Raw genomic sequence first — 18,795 nt, 5'->3', positions numbered from 1 at the left:
CACGTCGTCGGAACCGTGTTCAACGACCAGCCGGCCAGGATGATTCCCAGGCTTGCGGACACCACCCCGCTCGCGGGGCGCGCCGCCGACGCTCGGTCGTTCACCCGGTTACAACGCCACCCACCCGCCCGCGATTCCACCCCCAGAGTGCCACCCACCACCCCCGAACCGGACACCCCCGCCCACGTCAGCACGGATCGCACCACACGCACCCGCGCCGTCGATCATGAAGTTGACGCCGACAAACCCGACACCAAACACCGCCAACTTCATGATCGCCCCCGAGCCAGGCGGGGCTGACCCGGGCGAGAGGACGGCACCCCGGATCACCTGCGCGATCTTGCAGTTCGAGCCCTTCAGGTGCCCCATTCGCGCGGTTTGCGGGGTACGAAAGTGCAAGATCGCGGATGCCCCAGGGGATCCCGGGCGGCTCTTGTGCCCGAGCTGACGAGGACTCGCCAAGGCTCTAGGAGAGGCCGCCGATCTTGGAGTTGTGGCACCTCGCGAAAGCCGCAAATCGGGCATCATGGGCACCACAACTCCAAGATCGACGAGAGCGCGAGAGCGCACGGGCGAGAGCGCGGGCGCACGGGCGAGAGCGCGGGCGCACGGGCGAGAGCGCGGGCGAGAGGACGCGCGAGCGCAGGTGGGCGGGCGCAAGCTCAGCGACGGCCGTGGCGGGCGCGTAGGTAGTCGGAGACGACGTACTCGCCCAGGTCGTCCAGGTCCGGGGTGAACATCCGGCCACCCGAACGCCGCGCCACCGCATCCACGAACCGGCGCAGCCCTGGATCGTCGCCCAGCATGAACAGGTTGAGCGTCGCGCCGTACCGGGTCAGCCGGTCCACCTCCCGGATCGTCGCCGAGATCGTCTCCGGCAGCGGCGGCCAGTGGAAGTACGCCTCACCGTCCTCCGGGTCCAGGTGCGCTGTCGGCTCGCCGTCGGTGACCACCAGCACCACCGGCTCGGCACCCGGGTGGCGGCGCAGGTGCCGGCCGGCGATCCGCAGCGCGTGCTGGAGGTTGGTGCCCTGCTGCATGTCCGGCTCCACCGCCGCCAGCTCCTGCTGGGTCAGCGGCATCGCCTCCCGGCCGAAGCCGACGATCTGCAGCGCGTCCTGCGGGAACCGGGTCGCCATCAGGTGTGACAGGGCCAGCGCGGTCTGCTTCATCGGACCCCAGCGGCCCTGCGAGATCATCGAGTACGACAGGTCGACGCACAGCACCACCGCCGCCGACGCCCGCCGTTCGGTCTCCACCACCTCGAAGTCCTCGACCGCGAGCGGCACCGGCACCCCGGGACCGGCCCGTCGTACCGCCCGGGTGAGCGTGCGCACCACGTCCAGCGGCTGTTCGTCGCCGTACTCCCAGGGGCGTGACGCCCCGCTCACCTCGCCTGCGGCGCCCGCCGTGCGCAGGTCGTGCCGGCCGCGCGGGCCGGCGGTCAGGTCGGAGAAGACGCGCCGCAGCGCAGTGCTCGCGAGCCGGCGCAGCGCCTTGGGGCTGAGCGTCAGCCCGTCCGCGTCGCGGGTGACCCAGCCCTGGCGGCGCAGTTCGCGCTCCAGCTCCTGCAACCGGCGTACGTCGTCGGCGGCGTCCCGGCCCAGCGTACGGGCGACCGCCTCCACGTCGACGTCGTCGAGTGTGGCGCCGGGCTGGTCCTGGTCGAGGGAGTCCAGCAGCTCGTCGAGTTCGGCGATCTCGTCCAGCGCGCCGGTGGCCTCGCCGTAGCCGAGCGGCTGGTCGCCGCGTACCCGCTCGCCGCGCTGCCAGTTCAGGTCCGGCCGCAGCGACCGCAGGTGCGCGTCGAGCTGGGACAGTTCACCGGAGAGCCGGTCGCCGAGCGACTGACGCATCAGCCCGGCGAGTTCCTCACGTTGCCGGTCCGACAGCGACCGCATGAGCCGCTCACCTGCGGCGGCCCGCCGGGCCAGTACGTCGATCAGCTCGTCGACGTCCCTGGGGCGTTCCGGGAAGAACTCGCCGTGGCGGCGCATGAACTCGGCGAACGCGTCGGTGGTGTCCTCGGAGCGGGCGTGCCGGGCGAGCAGGTCGTTGAGGTCGCGCATCATCTCGGCGAGCTGCCGCTGGACGGCCGGGTCGGCGGTGGCCCGGGCCGCGTCGCGCAGCCCGGCGAATCGCTGCTCCAGCACGTCGCCGCGCAGCCCGTCGAGGATCCGCTGGTACGTCTGCCGCGCCTCCGCGCTGGCCCAGTCGTACTCGGAAAGCTCCGACACCGCGCGGGCGGTGGAGCGGGGCAGGTTGTCGAGCACGGCCTCGGCGAACCGGGCGTCGTCGCCGTCGCGGCCGCGCAGCTCGTCGCGTTCGGCGGCGAGCGCCTGGTCGAGCAGTGCCCGGGCCCGGGTGACGGCGCCGTCGAGGTCGCCCCGGCGCAGTGCCTCCCGGCGCAGGCGGCGGGCGCGGGCGGCCAGGTCGTCGAGCCCGCCGCGCCCTTGCGGGCCGCGTCGCAGCAGCTCGCGCAGCGATTCGCGCAGGCTGCCGCCGGCGAGCACGTCCGAGCCGACCGCGTCCACAGCGGCGCGTACGTCGTACGGCGGGGCGAGCGGGTCGGGTCCGCCGCGCCACTGCCCGTACCGGAAGCGGTTGCCGCCGGCCACTGTCAGTCCCGGTCCCCGTAGACGGTGCGCCCGGAGTCGGTGACGTCCTTGCCGAGCCGGCGGGTCAGGTGCAGCCCTTCCAGCACGAACTCGATGCCGGCGGCCGCCTCCTCCGGGCTGGGCGCGTCGCCGAGCCCGAGCCGGTCGAGCACCTTGGCCAGCCCTGGCACGGTGCCGACCTGGCGTAGCAGCTCGGACGAGGAGACCAGTTCGCCGGTCTCGACGGCGCCGCCCTCGGCGACGATCGCGGTGAAGCCGGACAGGTCGAGCCCGGCGAGCCGGGCGCGGAACGTCTCGGCGGTGGCGGTACGCAGCAGGTGCGCGAGCACCTCGATCTCGCGTCCCTCCTCGCCGCTCTCGAACTCGACCTTGCCGCGCAGGGTGGAGGTCACCGACACGGTGTCCCCGATCCGGGCCACAGGCGCCTCCGGCCGGGACGCCGACCCGGCCGCCCCACCCGAGACACCAGCGCCGGCAGAAGCACCGGCCAGCAGACCCGAACGACGCAACGCGGCGGCGGCCACCGTCTCCGCGGCGGCGATGGCGAACCGGGCGGACACACCGGAGCGCGGGTCGACCGACGGCGACTCCCGCACGTCGCGGGCGAACCGGGCCAGCACCTCCAGCACGTGCTCCGGCACGACGGCGACCAGGTCGGCCTCCTGCCGGATCAGCGCCAGCTCCAGGTCCAGGTCGAGCGGATAGTGGGTCCGGATCTCCGCGCCGAACCGGTCCTTCAGCGGCGTGATGATCCGGCCCCGGTTGGTGTAGTCCTCCGGGTTGGCACTGGCCACGAGCAGCAGGTCCAGCGGCAGCCGTAGCTGGTAGCCGCGGACCTGGATGTCGCGTTCCTCCAGCACGTTGAGCAGCGCCACCTGGATGCGTTCGGCCAGGTCGGGCAGCTCGTTGACGGCGAAGACGCCCCGGTTGGTACGCGGTACGAGCCCGAAGTGGATGGTCTCCGGGTCGCCGAGCGTGCGCCCCTGGGCGAGGCGGATCGGGTCGACGTCGCCGATCAGGTCACCGACGCTGGTGTCCGGCGTGGCGAGCTTCTCGCCGTACCGCATCGAGCGGTGCAGCCACCCGATCGCCAGGTCGTCGCCGGCCGAGTCGACGAGCGCCTGGGACGCCGGGGTGAGCGGGTGCATCGGGTGCTCGTTGAGTACCGAGCCGGGGATCACCGGGGTCCACTCGTCCAGCAGCGCGCCGAGCGAACGGATCAGCCGGGTCTTGCCCTGCCCGCGCTCGCCGAGCAGCACCATGTCGTGCCCGGCGAGCAGCGCGCGCTCGACCTCGGGCAGCACCGTGTCCTCGTAGCCCACGATGCCGGGGAAGCGGTCCTCGCCGGAGCCCATCCGGGCGAGGAGGTTGTCTCGGAGTTCCTGTTTGACCGTGCGGTAGCGGTGGCCGGTAGCGCGCAGCTCGCCGAGTGTGCTCGGCAGGTCGGCGGGCGGGACCGGGGAAACCTGGTTGGGAGCGGTCACCCGATCCACGCTAGCTCAGAATTCGCGTACCGCCCGGGGGTCGGTCCCGCCCCGTGCCGGGACCGACCCTCCGGGCGGCGTCTCAGGCGCGGCGTCGCAGGTGGTACGCGTACGCGGCACCGGCCAGCGTGACCGCCCAGACCGGCCACAGCACCATCGGCAGGGCGGCGGCGTTGCCCTCCCTGATCAGCTCGGCGAACTGCGGCGCGGCGAGCAGGTCGAGGCTGGCCGCCAGCACGGCGAGCGCGACCAGCCCGGCCGGGATCACCGCGAGGAGCACCGGCACCCGCCGGCCCGCCAGCCCGGGCATCCAGCGCGGGAACCGCTCTCCCCAGCGGGCCACCAGTCCGAGCGTGAGCACCGCGCCGACCACGGCGAACGCGCCCAGCCCCGCGCCGGCCCAGATCGCACCGTCGGCCCGCATCTCGGCGAGCGTCTCCCGGGACATTCCCAGCGGGACACCGGCCAGCCAGGCGAACCGGGTGAACGCGTAGAGCACCGGGACGACGGCCGCCGTCCACGTCGCCCACCGGCCCCACCGGGCGGCCGCGGCGGGCGCGGTCCAGCCCGGAGCGGACCCGTCGGCGATCCGGCGACGCCAGCGCAGCAGCGCGCCGGCCAGCAGCATCCCCCCGGCCATGGCAGCCAGCCGGGCGAACAGCGGCCAGGTGAAGACGTCGGCGTAGTCCACCGAGGGCCAGCCGAACGGCGCCCCGATGATCAGCATCGGCGCGTAGCCGAGCAGGGCGAGCACCCGCATCCCGGGCACCACCACCGCCAACGCGAGGGCGACGGTCGAGGCGTACCCGGTGATCAGCAGGCGCACCGGGCGGGACTGCAGCCGGGCCGGGCCGGTCATGGCCAGGGCGGCGACGGCGCCGGTCAGCAGGACCACCGCGAACAGCGGCGGGCCGACGGCGTCCGGCAGCAACTGGAGCAGGCCGGCGGCGTCCCCGCCGTGCGGGTCGTTCGTGCCGAACGGGTAGCCGGCGCCGGTGAGCGCCGACAGCAGGGCGAGCACGCCCCAGCCGCCGAGCCAGGCGGCGGCGAGCGGGGCGGCCGGGTCCAGCCGGGTGCGGGTGTCCCGGGGAGGTGCGGAGGTGATGGTCGTCGTCATGCCCTCAGCCTGGACCGGCCAGGCGCGCGTTCCATCCCGCCACGGGGTGGACCCGCTCCCCCACGGGAGGGACCGGTCAGCCGGCCGGGATCACGAAGCCCGACTCGTAGGCGGCGACCACCGCCTGGGTCCGGTCCCGGACCCCGAGCTTGGCCAGCACGTTCCCGACGTGCGTCTTCACCGTCTCGACGCCGACGACCAGCCGGGCGGCGATCTCCGGATTGGACAGGCCGGCGGCCATCAGCCGCAGCACCTCGGCCTCGCGCTCGGTCAGGCGCGCGGCGCGAAGCCGGTCGCCGTCGCGCCGCCCGTACGTGTCGACGAGCTGCCGGATGGCGGCCGGGAACAGCAGCGAATCCCCGGCCGCCACCACCCGGATCGACTGCACCACCTCGGCCGGGCGGGCCCGTTTGAGGAGGAAACCGGCTGCCCCGGCGCGCAGCGCCTCGTAGACGTACTCGTCGTTGGCGAACGTGGTGACCACCAGGACCCGGGGCGGGTCGGCGGAGGCGGCGAGCAACCGGCGGGTGGCCTGGATGCCGTCGATGGCCGGCATCCGCACGTCCATCAGCACCACCCGCGGTCGCAGCTTCGCGACCAGCGGCGGCACCTGGGCCCCGTCCGCCGCCTCGCCGACGACACGCAGGTCCGGCTGGGCGTCCACGATCGCCCGCAGGCCGACCCGGATCAGTTCGTCGTCGTCGACGATCAGCACGTCGATGGTCACCGGACCTCCCCTCTCGGCACCGGCAGGGTGGCCCGGACGCGCCAGCGATCCCCGTCGGGGCCGGCGTCCAGCCGGCCGCCGAGCAGCAGCACCCGCTCCCGCATGCCGTCGAGGCCGCGCCCGCCGCGGGCCGGCCCGGCGGCGCCACGCACGCTGTTGACGAGCTCGATCGCCAGCCCTTCCGGGGGTACGGCGACTCGCAGCGCGACCGGTCCACGGCCGTGCCGGGCGGCGTTCGTCAGCCCTTCCTGGACGATGCGGTAGCCCTCGCGGGACACCACGGCGGGCAGCGCGTCGAGCGCCCCGTCGACGCGGGACTCGACGTCCAGCCCGGCGGCGCGGGCCGCGGCGACCAGCCGGTCGAGTCCGGCGAGCGTGGACTGCGGCGCGGGTGCCGTCGCGGCGCCGGCCTCGCGGAGCAACCCGAGGACGTGGTCCAGGTCGTCCATGGCACGGCGGCTGGTCTCCTCGATGGCCGTCAGGGCCCGCCGGCTGAACTCGGGGTCGGTGTCGAGCAGTTCCCGCGCGGCGCCGGCCTGGAGGGTCGCCACGGTCAGGGCGTGGCCGACCGAGTCGTGCAGTTCCCGGGCCAGCCGGTTGCGTTCGGCCAGCCGTACCGCGTGGGCCTCCAGCGCGGCGATCCGCTCGGCCTGGGCCGGGCCGAGCAGCACCGGCGCCATCGAGGCGGCGAGCGCACCCAGACCGGCCACGGCGTAGCCGAGCCCGGCCAGCACGGCCAGGCCGGCCAGCCCGGCCTGGACCGGGTGCGCCGGATCGACGGGGCCGAACCGCTGGTCCGCCACGGCGCCGGTGTCCATCCCGGCCAGGCCGGCGACGAAGACCAGCGCCATCGGGAACGCGCTGATCGCGGCGAACCACACCACCGCGCCGGTGCCCAGGTGCAGGGCGATCCAGAGCGCGGCGCGCAGCCGGGTCTCCCGGTCGATCCGGTGCCCGGGCGCGGGCTCCGGCAGGTCGACGGCGAGCAGCGCCCGGGCGGCGGCGATCTCCAGCGCCCGGCTGCCGGCCAGGAACACCGGCACCACGGCGAGCCCGGCGGCCACCAGCAGCAGGCCGAGCACGAGCGGGCGGGGCGCTGTCGCGTTCCCCAGCATCTGCGCGAAGACCACCGCCAGCAAGGCGTACGGCAGGGCGAGCACGCCACCGAGGAGCAGGAACACGGCGCGGCGCCAGGTGCTGGCGCGCACCAGCGGCGCGAACACCCCCCGGACCGTCACCCGGTCATTGTCCGCCCCGTCGTACCGGTCCGGCTCCCCCGTGCCGGGGAGATTCCGGCCGGCTCACCCGCCCAGGCGGGCGCGGACCATCCGGGGTACGGCGGCCAGCCCGGTGACCGGGCGGAACGCGTGTGCGGCGGCGACCAGTGCGGCGTACTCGTCGTCGGCGAGGTCGATCTCGGCGGCGGCGGCGTTGCGTTCCATCTGCTCGACCCCGGAGGCACCCGGGATGGCCACCACGTTCGGGTGCCGCAGCACGTACGCGAGCGCGATCTGGCTCGGCGTCGCGTCGTGCGCGTCGGCGACCTCGCGCAGCGTGGCGATCAGCGCGGTGCCGCGTTCCAGGTTCTCCGGCAGGAAGTACGGGTTGGCCCGGCGTACCGCCCCGGCGGGCGGGTTCGTGGCGTCGTAGCGGCCGGAGAGGAAACCCTGCGCCAGCGGCGAGTATGCGATGACGATGCGGCCGGCCTGCTCCGCGTACGGGATGAGGTCTTCTTCGGGGCCGCGGTCGATCATGCTGTAGCGGACCTGGTTGCTCAGCACCCGGCGGCCCAGCGCGGCCTCGGCGAACCGCCACCGGCGCAGGCCGTAGTTGCTGACGCCGACCTCGCCGACCAGCCCGACGTCCTGCAGGGAGCGCATGCCGCGCATGGTGGTGGTGTCGGCTACCACCGGGTTGGCCTGGTGCACCTGGTAGAGGTCGATGCCGTCGACGCCGAGCCGGGCGGCGGAGGCGACAGCGCGCTGCTGCACCACCGGGGCGACCGGCAGCAACGGGAAGATCTTGGTGGCGACCACGACCTTGGCCCGGTCGTCGCCCAGGGCCGCGCCGAGGATGCGTTCGCTGCGGCCGAAGCCGTACAGCTCGGCGGTGTCGAACAGGGTGACGCCAAGGTCGAGCGCCCGCCGGACGATCTCGGCGGCGCGGCGCTCGTACTCGGGGCCGTAGCCCCACTCCTTGGAGCCGAACTGCCAGGTGCCGAGGCCGATCTTGGAGATGGGCTTGGGGGTGTCGAGCCGCACGTAACGCATGAGGCCGAACGTACCCGGGCTGCTGCGTGCGCACTCCGGTCCGGACAGAATGGCCTGGTGACCTACCTCGCCAGCGACGACCGTTACCACGAGATGATCTACCGGCGCACCGGCCGGAGCGGGCTGAAGCTGCCTGTCATCTCCCTCGGCCTGTGGCACAACTTCGGACCGGACCGCCCCTTCGAGCGGCAGCGCGACATCGTCCGCCGCGCCTTCGACCTCGGCATCACCCACTTCGACCTGGCGAACAACTACGGCCCGCCGCCCGGTTCGGCGGAGGAGAACTTCGGCCGGCTGCTCGCCACCGACCTGAAGCCGTACCGGGACGAGCTGGTGATCTCCAGCAAGGCCGGGTACCTGATGTGGCCCGGCCCGTACGGCGAGTGGGGTTCGCGCAAGTACCTGATCTCGTCGCTGGACCAGTCGCTGCGCCGCCTCGGGCTGGACTACGTCGACGTCTTCTACTCGCACCGGTTCGACCCGGAGACTCCGCTGGAGGAAACGATGGGCGCGCTCGACGCGATCGTCCGCTCCGGCAAGGCACTCTACGTGGGCATCTCCAACTACGACTCGGAGCAGACCGAGCGGGCCGCGGCGATCCTCCGCGACCTGGGCACGCCGCTGCTGATCAACCAGCCGTCGTACTCGATGATGAACCGCTGGACGGAGAGCGACGGCCTGCTGGACACGCTGGAGAGCGTCGGCGCCGGCTGCATCGCGTACAGCCCGCTCGCCCAGGGCCTGCTCACCGACCGTTACCTGAAGGGCATCCCGGCCGACTCCCGGGTGCGCACGAGCGTCTTCCTGAACGAGAGCGACCTCGACGAGGAGACGATGGCGACGGTCCGGGGGCTCGCCGCGGTGGCGCAGCGGCGCGGGCAGACCCTGGCCCAGCTCGCCCTGGCATGGGCGCTGCGCGACCCGCGCATGACCAGCCTCATCATCGGCGCGAGCAGCGTCGGGCAGCTGGAGGGCAACGTGGCCGCGTTGAACAACCTCGACCTCGCCGGGGACGACCTGGCCGAGATCGAGCGCCTGCTCGGCTGAGTCACCAGATGCGGCGCCGCCCGGCGCGGTGGTTGCGGACACCGCACGGCCTCCCGGGCGGCGGCCCGCCGGTCCGTCGCAGTCCGACCACCGCCGCCGCGAGCAGCGCGACGACGAGCGCCGCCGCGCCGACCAGGAGCGGCCGGGACAGCGGTCCGCCGTCGGTCACCGTCGCGACCGGCACCGCCGGCTCGTCGTCGGCCGCCGGCACGGCGAGGGTACGCGGAGGCGACGCGCTCGCCTTCGGCGCTGCCGACGGCGGGTCCGACGCACCGCGTGCCGCCCGGAAGATCACGTCCGAGCACGAGTAGTACGTGTCCTGGGTGTCCGAGTTCTGCCAGATCACATAGACGATGTGCCGGCCGGTACGGTCGGCTGGCAGCCGCCCCCGCATCTCGTACGCGCCCGCGCGGATCGGCGGGTCGGTGACCTGAAGGAACGGCTTCTCCTCCAGATCCGCCCAGGTCAGCACGCGCCGAGGCGAGTACGAGCCGGTGGTGACGTAGTACCGGAACGTGCCCCGGTGCGGAATGGTGGTGCGGTAGCGGAACGTGTGCCGGGCCCCGGCCGTGAGCGTGGTGGCTGGCCAGTCGGCGCGCGCCAGGTCCAGTCCCCGGTACGCGGACAGCCCGCCGCTGCACAGCTCCCCGTCCGGGATGCGTTCCCGGTCCCGCCCGTCGATCCGCGCCACCCGGATGTTGTCCCACTCGCGTACCGCCGCTCCGGCGGCGACCGCGGCCCGGCAGGCGGGCGTCTGCGCCCGGCCACCCTCGGGCCCGCACGCGGCGGCCCGGCTCAGCGGGCTGGTCGGCGCACCGTGCGCCGCGGCCGGCGCGGCGGTCAGCGGCACCGTCGCGGCGACGGCGGCGAGCGCGGCGAGCGCGCGACGTGCGGCCATGTGATCGACCTCCCGCGCACTGGTACGGCCGCGAGCCGCCAAAGGTTCGATCCGCGCCGATCGGCCGGGGCGGCATGACCGAACGGACAACCGGGGCGGCGACGGACACCTGATGGGCCCTACAGTGACGAAACCCTGTGATCGAGGAGCGTCCCTTGTCCGAGCCGGCCCCGTCCCCCGAGCCGTCCCGCGCCGCCCCCGCGGCCGGGCCCGCGCCGGGCGACGTCCCCGCCCCCGCACAGCCGTACCTGCTGGTCCTGCCCACGATGGAGCGCGCTCCCGCGCCGGTGCCCTGGCCGGGCGCCGAGGGGCAGCCCGGCTGGGCGATTCCGGTCACCGTGCCACCCGGCACCCAGGGGTACGCGTTGTTCGTCCCGCTGGTCCCGGCGACCGGCCAGCAGACGGCGACCGGCCAGCCTGCGGCGGCGGTGCCCGCCCAGGCCACAGCGCCCGCCGCCGAGCACTCCCCCGTGGAGGGCGCCGCCCCCGCCGCCGCACCGGCCGACCGGCCGGCGAGCGGAGAGGCTGTCGCTGCCTCACCGGACGCGGCTTCGGCCACTACCCAGGCGGCCGGCTCGAAGCCGTCCGTCGCGAGCGCCGACGCAGCGGGGGCGGCCACGGCCGGCTCCGGTGAGGCCGGCGCGCGTCCCGGCGACGGCGCTCCGCAGACGGCCACTTCCGCGACCTCAGACCCGGCGGGGGCCTCGCAGACGCCTGCCGCTCCCGCGGGCACGCAGCCGGCCTCCGGGTCATGGGCAGCGCCGGGCACGCAGCCGGCCTCCGGGCCGCCGCCCGCGCCGGGTGCGCAACGTGCTCCGGGCACGCCGCCTCCGCACGGCGGTGGGCCGGTGCCCGCGCCGCCGTACCCCGGAATGGGGTGGAGCGGGCACCCCCAGGCGCCGACGTGGGCGCCGCGACCACAGGTGCCGCGGACCTCGTTCCTCGGCGCGCGGTGGCCCGGCCCGAAGGCGGCGACCGGGCGGGCCGTGCCGCTCGCGGTGCTGGCCGCCGCGGTCGGCAGCGCGGTCTTCGTGCCGCTGGGCCGCGTCGGCGTCGGCTGGTTCCTGGGGTGGCTCACGCTCACGCTCGCGGTGGTGCTGGCGGTCCGGTCGAGGACCGCGGAGCTGCCGCGCGCCGACAAGCTCATCCGGGCCGGGTGGGCGGCGGCCGCGCTGGCCCTGATCGCCGTGCCGGCGTTCCGCAACGCCTGGTGGCTCGTGACGTTCTGCGTGCTCGGCGCGCTCGGCTGCGCCACCCTCGCGATCATCGGCGGGCGGCTGGTGCGCTCGGTCCTGTTCGGCCTGGTGGCGACGCCGTTCGCGGCGTTGCGCGGCCTGCCGTGGGTACGCCGGCACATCACCGCCTCGCCGCAGGAGGCGACGGTACGCAAGGTGACCGTCTCGGTGGTCGCCACGGTCGTGGTGCTCGTGGTCTTCGGCAGCCTGCTCGCGTCGGCCGACGCGGCGTTCTCCGAGGCGCTCGGCTCGCTCGTCCCCGAGATCAACCTCGGTACGGTGTTCGGCTGGGTGTTCCTCGCAGTGGTGGGCGGGCTGATCGCTGTCGCCGCGCTCTACACGCTCGCCGCGCCGCCCGACCTGTCCACAGTGGATCGCGAGGGTGAGCGCCGTCTCGGCCTGCTGGAGTGGGCCCCGGCCATCGGCGCGCTCACGCTGCTGTTCGCCGGGTTCGTGGTGGTGCAGTTCACCACGCTCTTCGGCGGGCAGCAGCACGTGCAGCGGGTCGCCGGGCTCAGCTACGCCGAGTACGCGCGCAGCGGCTTCTGGCAACTGCTCTTCGTCACGCTGCTGACCGTGGCGGTGCTCGGCGGGGTGAGCCGCTGGGCACGCCGGGAGCGGCCGGTCGAGCGGATCATGCTGCGCGTGCTGCTCGGGCTGATCAGCGCGCTGAGCGTGGTGATCGTGGCGTCGGCGCTGTCCCGGATGTGGACGTACCAGAAGGTCTACAGCTTCACCGGCGAGCGGATCTTCGTGATGGCGTTCGAGATGCTGCTCGGCACGGTCTTCCTGATGATCATCGCGGCCGGCGTCAAATGGCGGGGCCGGTGGATTCCCGGCACCACGCTCGCGCTGGCCGTGGCGATGCTGCTCGGCCTGGCCGTGCTCAACCCGGAGGACTACGTCGCCCGCCGCAACACGCTGCGGTACGAGCAGACCGGCAAGATCGACGCCTGGTACCTGCGGGCGTTGTCCGCCGACGCCACGCCGGCGCTCGCCAAGCTCCCCGACCCGGTACGCCGGTGCACGCTGAGCTGGATCGCCGACGACCTCGCCGAGCCCGACCCCTGGTACGCCTGGAACCTGGGCCGCCAGCGCGCCCGTAAGGCCCTCGACGAGGTCGGCCCGAAGGCGATCGGCGGCCCGAAGGACTGCCGCCGGGCCGACCAGTTCGACCTGCCGAAGACACGGCGTCCCCGCTGACGTCGTGGGCCGGGCCGCGGACCACCGCGGCCCGGCCCACCGGCAGCCGTCCGGCGACCGTTCATCCGCTCCTCACCTCGACGCCACGGCGGGCACCGACTCCGCACCTAGCTTCGGCTGCGCGAACGACAACCGAGGTAGCGGAGGTTTCTCCATGTCCACCCGTCAGCTCGTGACGGCACTCGTCGCCGGCGCGGTGCTCGCCGTGCCGGGCGTCGCCCACGCAGGTCCGGCCGACCGTCCCGGCGTACCGCCGCAGCGGACCCACTTCGACCTTCAGGCCCACCGCGGCGGCATCGGGATGACCACCGAGGAGACGCTCGCCGGGTTCGCCAAGGCGATGCGCCTCGGCGTCACCACGTTGGAGCTGGACACCCAGGTCACCCGGGACGAGAAGGTGGTAGTCACGCACGACCGGCAGGTCAGCGCGCAGAAGTGCCGCGACACCGCCCCGGTGCGGCCCGGCGACCCGGCCTACCCGTACGTCGGGAAGTACATCAAGGACCTCACGCTCGCGCAGATCAGGACCATGGACTGCGGCTACCAGCAGTTGCCCGGCTTCCCCGAGCAGGAGCAGATCGCCGGTGTCCGGATGGCCGAGCTGCGCGACGTGCTCGACCTGGTGAAGCGCTACCGCGCGCACGGGATCACGCTCAACATCGAGACCAAGGTGGAGGCGGGCGCGCCCGAGCAGACCGCGCCGCGTGAGCTGTTCGTCCGGCGGGTCTTCGAGGAGATCCGGCGCTCGGGCATCGAGCGGCAGGTCACCATCCAGTCCTTCGACTGGGGCGCGCTGCGGGAGATGCACCGGCTCGCGCCGCGCTGGCCGCTCGTGGCGCTGACGAACTACGACTTCCTCCAGGTCGGCAAGCCGGGCGCGTCGCCGTGGCTGGGCGGGCTGGACGTGGACGACTTCGGTGGCGACTTCGTCCGGGCCGCCGCCGCGACCCCTGGCGTGACCGCGCTGTCGCCGAACTACGGGTTCCCGCAGAACGGCACGATCGCCGACCCGAACTTCCGCTTCTACCCGGACCGCCGGATGATCGCCGACGCGCACGCACGAGGGCTCAAGGTCATCCCCTGGACCTGCGACGACATGCCCACAGTGGCGGCGCTCATGGACATGGGCGTCGACGGGATCATCACCGACTACCCGAACCGGGTGCGGCAGCTCATGGCCGAACGCGGGATGCGGTTGCCGAAGGCGTACCGGGCGCGCTGAGGTCCGGCGGCGGCCCGGTCAGGCCGGGCCGCCGCCGAAGCCGATCTCGTTGCCGTCCGGGTCGTGGAAGATCACCTTCCGGACCCCGTTGTCGTAGGTCTCCTGCGCGGTCGGCGTCAGACCCCGGGCGGCGATCGCCGCGACGCGGGAGTCGAGGTCGTCGACGAAGACCGTCTGCATGGCGTGACCGGCGTGCTCGGGCCGTACGTCGACGTAGAGGTAACGGTGCTCGGCCAGCTCCCACACCGCCTCGCTGTCGTCGGGCCGGAACTGCGGCGGTGCGCCGAACAGCCGCTCGTACCAGTCCGTCGCCACCGCGAGATCGCGCACCGGGACGCCGGCGAACAGGTCGACAGTCATCCGGCCAATCTATCCGGGTCGACGTGCCGGCGCGGGCTCACGCCGTACCGGCGTTTGAACGCCGCACTCAGGGCGAAGGAACTGCCGTAGCCGACCCGCCGGGCCACCGCGCCCACCGTGGCGCCGGGCTCGCGGAGCAGATCGGCCGCGAGCGCCAGCCGCCAGCCCGTCAGGTACGCCATGGGCGGCTCGCCGGCCAGCGCGGTGAACCGCCGGGCCAGCGCCGCCCGGGACATCCCCACCTCCGCGGCGAGCGACGCCACCGTCCACGGCCGGGCCGGGTCGTCGTGCAGCATGCGCAGCGCGCGGCCGACCACCGGATCGGCGTACGCCCGGTACCAGGCGGGCGCGGCGGCGCCGGGCCGGGCGAACCACTCCCGCAGCGCGGCGATGAGCAGCAGGTCGAGCAGGCGATCGAGCACCGCCTCCTGGCCGGGATCGTCCTTGACGATCTCGGCGGCCAGCAGCGGCACCAGCGGCGTGTCCCACGACTCGCGCCGCACCACCGCGAGCGGCGGCAGCGCGTCCAGCAGCCGCCGCCCCACAGTGCCCCGCACCGGGTACGTGCCGGTGAGCAGCACGGTCCGGCCGTCCGGCCCGTTGCCCCAGGTGCGTACGCCCCACCGCGTCATCGCGAACAGCTCGCGCCCGTCGGGAGTGGTGCAGTGCTGGCCCGGGTGCACGACCACGTGCGGCGCCGTGGCCGGGTCGTCCGCCACCGTGTACGGGGCCGGACCGCGCACGATCGCCACGTCACCCTCGGTCAGCCGCGCGGCCTCGCCCTCCTCCGGCACGATCCAGCCGTCGCCCCGCACCACGGCGACGAGCGTGAGCGGCGCCTCGTCCCGGATCAGCATCGACCAGGGCGGGGTGAGGATCGAACGCAGCAGGAAGGCGCCCCGCGCACGGGGACCGTCGAGCAGACCGGAGACGGCGTCCACGAGACGATTGAACACAGGATCGCGCGTCCTGACCATGGGCCGTCTCACCGCGCGGCGGTTCGATGAGGACATGCGACTCGTACAACAACTGACGCTGGTCGGCGCCACAGTCGGCGCCGGGCTGATGGCGGGCCTGTTCGCCGCATTCGCGTACGCGGTGATGCCGGCGCTGCGCGGCGCTGACGACCGCACGTTCGTCGACGCGATGCAGCGCATCAACATCACCATCGTCAACGGCTGGTTCCTGCTGGCGTTCCTGGGTACGCCGGTGCTGGCCGCGCTCGCGGCGGTGCTGGCGTGGCGCGGAGCGGCCCGGCCTACGCTGCCGTGGATCGTCGCCGGGCTCGCCCTGTACGTGGTGATGTTCGTCGTCACCGTGGCGGTGAACGTGCCGTTGAACGATGCGCTCGCGGCGGCTGGTTCCGCCGATCTCGCTGCGGCTCGGGAGCGCTTCGAGTCCGCCTGGGTCACCTGGAACGTGGTCCGGACGCTGGTGAGCACGGCCGGGTTCGGCGCGCTGTGCTGGGCGTTGGTGCTCGCGGGCCGCGCCGCTTGAGCGCCGTTTGCCTGCGAGATGCTAGGAGATGAACCTGTCCGCGTACTCCTCCGCAGGTTCCACGTTGGTGATGACGTCGATCAGGACACCGTCCGGGCCGGCGAGGATGAAGTGCCGCTGTCCGAACTCTTCGGTCCGGACGGGAAGCACGACCTCCAGGTGCCGCAGGCGCTCCCACTCGGCGTCGACATCGTCCACCTCCAGGTTGAGCAGCATCCCACTGGCGACCGGCCCGCGGTAGGCCGCCGGGATGGTCTCGTGGCTGCTGTCCAGCACCGCCAGTTCCCAGTTGTCGCGGCGCAGGCTCACGTACCACTCCGTCTCGAAGGTCGGCTGGAACCCGAAGTGCTCGCGGTAGAAGGCCGCAGCCGAGGTCACGTCGGTCGTCATGAGGACCGGATACGAGCTGGCGAGTGTCATGGCGAACTCCTTTACATACACTGTGCAGGTAAAGGAATATACATACACGGAGCATGTAAAGGAAGAGTGCGGCATGGCGCGAGCCACCAAGGAGCAGAGCGAGATCACCGGCCGGCGCATCCGGGACGTCGCGACTGCCCTGTTCGCCGAACGCGGCTACACGGCCGTTCGCCTGGAGGAGGTGGCCGCCGCAGCCCAGGTCACCAGGGGTGCGGTCTACCATCACTACCGCAACAAGCAGCACCTGTTCGAAGCCGTCGCAGCCGCCGCGCAACAGCGGGTCGCCGCTGCGGTCGCCGGCGCTGCCGAAGCGGTCGCCGATCCATGGGACGGCCTGGTCGCCGGCTGCCGGGCGTTCCTCACCGCCAGTGTCGACGACACACACCGGCGGATCCTGCTGGTCGACGCGCCCGCGGTGATGGGTTGGCGCACGTGGCGCAGCCAGGACGCGGCCGCTTCCGGGCACCACCTGGCCGAGGCGGTGGCCACGCTGGCAGCAGCCGGGCACCTTGAGGTCAACTCGCCCGAGGCAACTGCCACCTTGCTCTCCGGCGCGATGAACGAGGCAGTGCTACGGATCGCCGAAGCCCCGGACCGGGACGCCGCATTGGTCGAGACGTGGCCCGATCTGCTGCGCCTGCTTCAGGGTCTCCGCGGGCCGCGCACCGCACCCGTCCGGCACGGTTAGCTGGTGGTGCGGCCTTCGAAGGTGACACCGGCAGCACATGGTCAGCACAGAGCGGCGCGACGCTCAAAGAACTGATGGCGCGCATCGGCCATTCGAGCACCCGGGCATCGATGATCTACCAGCACGCGACCCGTGACCGCGATCACGCCATCGCCGCCGCGTTGGACGCCCTGATCGAAGAGGCGCGAGGCAAGCTCAGCGCCTGATCTGGCACGGGTCTGGCACATTGCGACCCGAGAGATCGACGAATGACAAAAGCCCTGGTGGGAGGCGTTGTCTCTCACCAGGGCCTTTCGCTTGGGTGGAGCCGAGGGGACTCGAACCCCTGACCCCCACACTGCCAGTGTGGTGCGCTACCAGCTGCGCCACGGCCCCTTGCGGTCGTCCCCGGTCGCCCGGGCACGGAGAGAACTATACACACGCCGCCCGGCATGGTCATCTCGCGGGGTCACCCGCACCCGGCTCAGTTCAGCGCCACGTCCGGCGGGAAGTGGGCCACCGCGGCCAGCATGCCGCCCTGCCGGCGCAGCACCATCGGCCAGAGATCATCCGGCCGGTCGACGAAGGCGTCGCCGGGCAGCGCGTCGAACACGAACCAGGAGCCCTCCTCGATCTCGCGCTCCACCTGCCCGGCACCCCAGCCGGAGTAGCCGGCGAACACCCGGATGCCGCCGATGGCCTCGCGCAGCTTCTCCGGGTCGACCGAGAGGTCGATGGTGCCGACCGCGCCGGAGACGCGGTGGAAGCCTTTGACCGGCCGGACGGGGTGCCGCATCCGGGCCAGGCAGATGGCGGAGTCGGGCTGCACCGGGCCGCCCTCGAACAGCACCGCCGGGTCGCGGGCGAGGTCGCTCCAGTCGCCGAGCACGTCGGCCACGGAGACCTCGGTGGCCCGGTTCAGCACCACCCCGAGGGCGCCGCCGGGTTCGTGGGCGACGAGCAGCACGACCGTACGGTCGAAGTTCGGATCCTTGAGCCCCGGTGTCGCGACCAGCAGTCGTCCGGTCATCGACTCCATGGCTCGGCCACCGATCGCCTGCCCCTCACTCTGCATGTCCGACACCCGTCAGCCGTGCGCCCGTACGGGCCCGAGGCCGTCGACCGTCCACCCTGTCAACGCCATGTCACGCACCATAGCCTGCGTCCGGCCCGCTGGTTAAGGTCTGACGGGCGGGTGATCACGACGGATCGAGGGAGGGCCGGATGGCGGCGCAGGCCGAACTGGCGGTGATCGGCGGGTCGGGGCTCTACGCCCTGCTCGACGGGGTGGAACACGTGGTGGACACCCCGTACGGCGAGCCGTCGGGCCCGATCACGGTCGCCGAGGTGGGCGGTCGCCGGGTGGCGTTCCTGCCCCGGCACGGGCGCGATCACCGGTACCCGCCGCACCTGATCCCGTACCGGGCCAACCTGTGGGCGCTGCGGTCGCTGGGCGTACGCCAGGTGCTGGCGCCCTGCGCGGTCGGCGGCCTGCGGCCGGAGCTGGGCCCGGGGACGTTCGTGATGCCGGATCAGTTGATCGACCGCACCAGCGGGCGCGCGCAGACGTACTACGACCGGGGCGCGGTGCACGTGTCGTTCGCCGACCCGTACTGCCCGGCGGGGCGGCGCACGCTGCTGGACACGGCGGCCGGGCGCGGCGTGCCGGCGGTGGACGGCGGGACCGTTGTCGTGGTCGAGGGTCCGCGCTTCTCGACCCGGGCGGAGTCGCGCTGGTTCGCCTCGATGGGCGGCACGATCGTCAACATGACCGGTCACCCGGAGGCGGTGCTGGCCCGCGAGCTGGCCCTCTGTTACACGTCCATCGCGCTGGTCACGGACCTGGACGCGGGCGTGGAGGCGGGCGAGTCGGTCACCCACGAGGAGGTGTTCCGGGTCTTCGCGGAGAACACGGACCGGCTGCGCGGGCTGCTGCTGGACGCCGTCGCCGCGCTGCCTGCCGAGCGGGAGTGCGAGTGCGGGAGCGCGCTGGACGGGATCAAGCTGCCGTTTCCGCTGCCCTGAGCGCG

Annotated in this window: 18 protein-coding genes and 1 tRNA gene; 7 read left to right on the top strand and 12 right to left on the bottom strand. The window is 73.5% G+C overall.

Features of this window, described 5'->3' with window-relative positions:
• Positions 1-662: 662 nt before the first annotated feature.
• The 6 genes from FB454_RS29045 to FB454_RS29020 all read right to left on the bottom strand — a co-directional run bounded on the left by FB454_RS29045 (position 663) and on the right by FB454_RS29020 (position 8,216).
• Positions 663-2,618, bottom strand: a complete 1,956-nt coding sequence (locus FB454_RS29045) for a VWA domain-containing protein (protein ID WP_145823881.1) — start codon at positions 2,616-2,618, stop codon at positions 663-665.
• A gap of 2 nt (positions 2,619-2,620) precedes the next feature.
• Positions 2,621-4,111, bottom strand: a complete 1,491-nt coding sequence (locus FB454_RS29040; RefSeq protein ID WP_145823880.1) for a magnesium chelatase ATPase subunit I — start codon at positions 4,109-4,111, stop codon at positions 2,621-2,623.
• A gap of 73 nt (positions 4,112-4,184) precedes the next feature.
• On the bottom strand, positions 4,185-5,219 hold the full coding sequence (locus FB454_RS29035; protein ID WP_145823879.1) for a hypothetical protein: 1,035 nt from the start codon (positions 5,217-5,219) through the stop codon (positions 4,185-4,187).
• Between the two features lie 76 nt (positions 5,220-5,295).
• A complete protein-coding gene (locus tag FB454_RS29030) occupies positions 5,296-5,946 on the bottom strand; it encodes a response regulator transcription factor (RefSeq protein WP_145823878.1) in 651 nt (216 codons plus the stop codon).
• Positions 5,943-7,184: a sensor histidine kinase gene (locus FB454_RS29025; protein ID WP_145823877.1), complete on the bottom strand. Its 1,242-nt coding sequence runs from the start codon at positions 7,182-7,184 to the stop codon at positions 5,943-5,945. Before FB454_RS29025 ends, FB454_RS29030 begins: the two co-directional genes overlap by 4 nt.
• A 63-nt stretch (positions 7,185-7,247) precedes the next feature.
• Positions 7,248-8,216 carry an aldo/keto reductase gene (locus tag FB454_RS29020; RefSeq protein WP_013284242.1) on the bottom strand — a complete coding sequence of 323 codons (969 nt, stop codon included), beginning with the start codon at positions 8,214-8,216 and terminating at the stop codon, positions 7,248-7,250.
• Between the two features lie 57 nt (positions 8,217-8,273).
• Between FB454_RS29020 and mgrA the strand changes: the two genes are divergently transcribed.
• A complete protein-coding gene (gene mgrA / locus FB454_RS29015) occupies positions 8,274-9,263 on the top strand; it encodes an L-glyceraldehyde 3-phosphate reductase (RefSeq protein ID WP_145823876.1) in 990 nt (329 codons plus the stop codon).
• Between the two features lies 1 nt (position 9,264).
• Here mgrA and FB454_RS29010 read toward each other — a convergent pair whose 3' ends face one another.
• Positions 9,265-10,161 (bottom strand): lytic polysaccharide monooxygenase, encoded by an 897-nt coding sequence (locus tag FB454_RS29010; protein ID WP_145823875.1) that lies wholly within the window; start codon positions 10,159-10,161, stop codon positions 9,265-9,267.
• A gap of 155 nt (positions 10,162-10,316) precedes the next feature.
• On the opposite strand from FB454_RS29010, the gene FB454_RS29005 reads away from it, so the two are divergent.
• Together FB454_RS29005 and FB454_RS29000 are read left to right on the top strand one after the other, a co-directional pair.
• Entirely contained in the window at positions 10,317-12,599 is a 2,283-nt protein-coding gene (locus FB454_RS29005; protein WP_145823874.1) for a DUF4153 domain-containing protein, read from the top strand.
• Positions 12,600-12,753: 154 nt separating this feature from the next.
• Positions 12,754-13,821, top strand: a complete 1,068-nt coding sequence (locus tag FB454_RS29000) for a glycerophosphodiester phosphodiesterase family protein (RefSeq protein WP_047893723.1) — start codon at positions 12,754-12,756, stop codon at positions 13,819-13,821.
• Between the two features lie 18 nt (positions 13,822-13,839).
• Here the strand turns inward: FB454_RS29000 and FB454_RS28995 are convergent, their stop codons facing one another.
• Together FB454_RS28995 and FB454_RS28990 are read right to left on the bottom strand one after the other, a co-directional pair.
• A complete protein-coding gene (locus FB454_RS28995) occupies positions 13,840-14,181 on the bottom strand; it encodes a VOC family protein (protein WP_047893724.1) in 342 nt (113 codons plus the stop codon).
• Positions 14,178-15,122, bottom strand: a complete 945-nt coding sequence (locus FB454_RS28990) for an AraC family transcriptional regulator (RefSeq protein ID WP_145823873.1) — start codon at positions 15,120-15,122, stop codon at positions 14,178-14,180. Before FB454_RS28990 ends, FB454_RS28995 begins: the two co-directional genes overlap by 4 nt.
• 70 nt (positions 15,123-15,192) lie before the next feature.
• On the opposite strand from FB454_RS28990, the gene FB454_RS28985 reads away from it, so the two are divergent.
• Positions 15,193-15,678 carry an anthrone oxygenase family protein gene (locus FB454_RS28985; protein ID WP_186461671.1) on the top strand — a complete coding sequence of 162 codons (486 nt, stop codon included), beginning with the start codon at positions 15,193-15,195 and terminating at the stop codon, positions 15,676-15,678.
• A gap of 21 nt (positions 15,679-15,699) precedes the next feature.
• On the opposite strand, the gene FB454_RS28980 is transcribed toward FB454_RS28985, so the two are convergent.
• Positions 15,700-16,098 (bottom strand): VOC family protein, encoded by a 399-nt coding sequence (locus FB454_RS28980; protein WP_013284234.1) that lies wholly within the window; start codon positions 16,096-16,098, stop codon positions 15,700-15,702.
• Positions 16,099-16,171: 73 nt separating this feature from the next.
• Here FB454_RS28980 and FB454_RS28975 point away from each other — a divergent pair, with 73 nt between their 5' ends.
• Entirely contained in the window at positions 16,172-16,786 is a 615-nt protein-coding gene (locus tag FB454_RS28975) for a TetR family transcriptional regulator (protein WP_145823871.1), read from the top strand.
• Positions 16,787-16,860: 74 nt separating this feature from the next.
• On the top strand, positions 16,861-16,992 hold the full coding sequence (locus tag FB454_RS28970) for an integrase (RefSeq protein WP_145823870.1): 132 nt from the start codon (positions 16,861-16,863) through the stop codon (positions 16,990-16,992).
• 96 nt (positions 16,993-17,088) lie between these two features.
• On the opposite strand, the gene FB454_RS28965 is transcribed toward FB454_RS28970, so the two are convergent.
• Together FB454_RS28965 and FB454_RS28960 are read right to left on the bottom strand one after the other, a co-directional pair.
• Positions 17,089-17,161: transfer RNA gene (locus tag FB454_RS28965), tRNA-Ala, on the bottom strand.
• A gap of 88 nt (positions 17,162-17,249) precedes the next feature.
• Positions 17,250-17,840, bottom strand: coding sequence for a YqgE/AlgH family protein (locus FB454_RS28960; RefSeq protein WP_013284232.1), 591 nt, complete (start codon positions 17,838-17,840; stop codon positions 17,250-17,252).
• A gap of 149 nt (positions 17,841-17,989) precedes the next feature.
• Between FB454_RS28960 and FB454_RS28955 the strand changes: the two genes are divergently transcribed.
• Positions 17,990-18,790 carry an S-methyl-5'-thioadenosine phosphorylase gene (locus tag FB454_RS28955; RefSeq protein ID WP_145823869.1) on the top strand — a complete coding sequence of 267 codons (801 nt, stop codon included), beginning with the start codon at positions 17,990-17,992 and terminating at the stop codon, positions 18,788-18,790.
• Positions 18,791-18,795: the final 5 nt, after the last annotated feature.

The organism is Micromonospora sp. CNZ297, from assembly GCF_007827625.1.
This window is presented reverse-complemented; position numbering and strand designations above follow the sequence as displayed.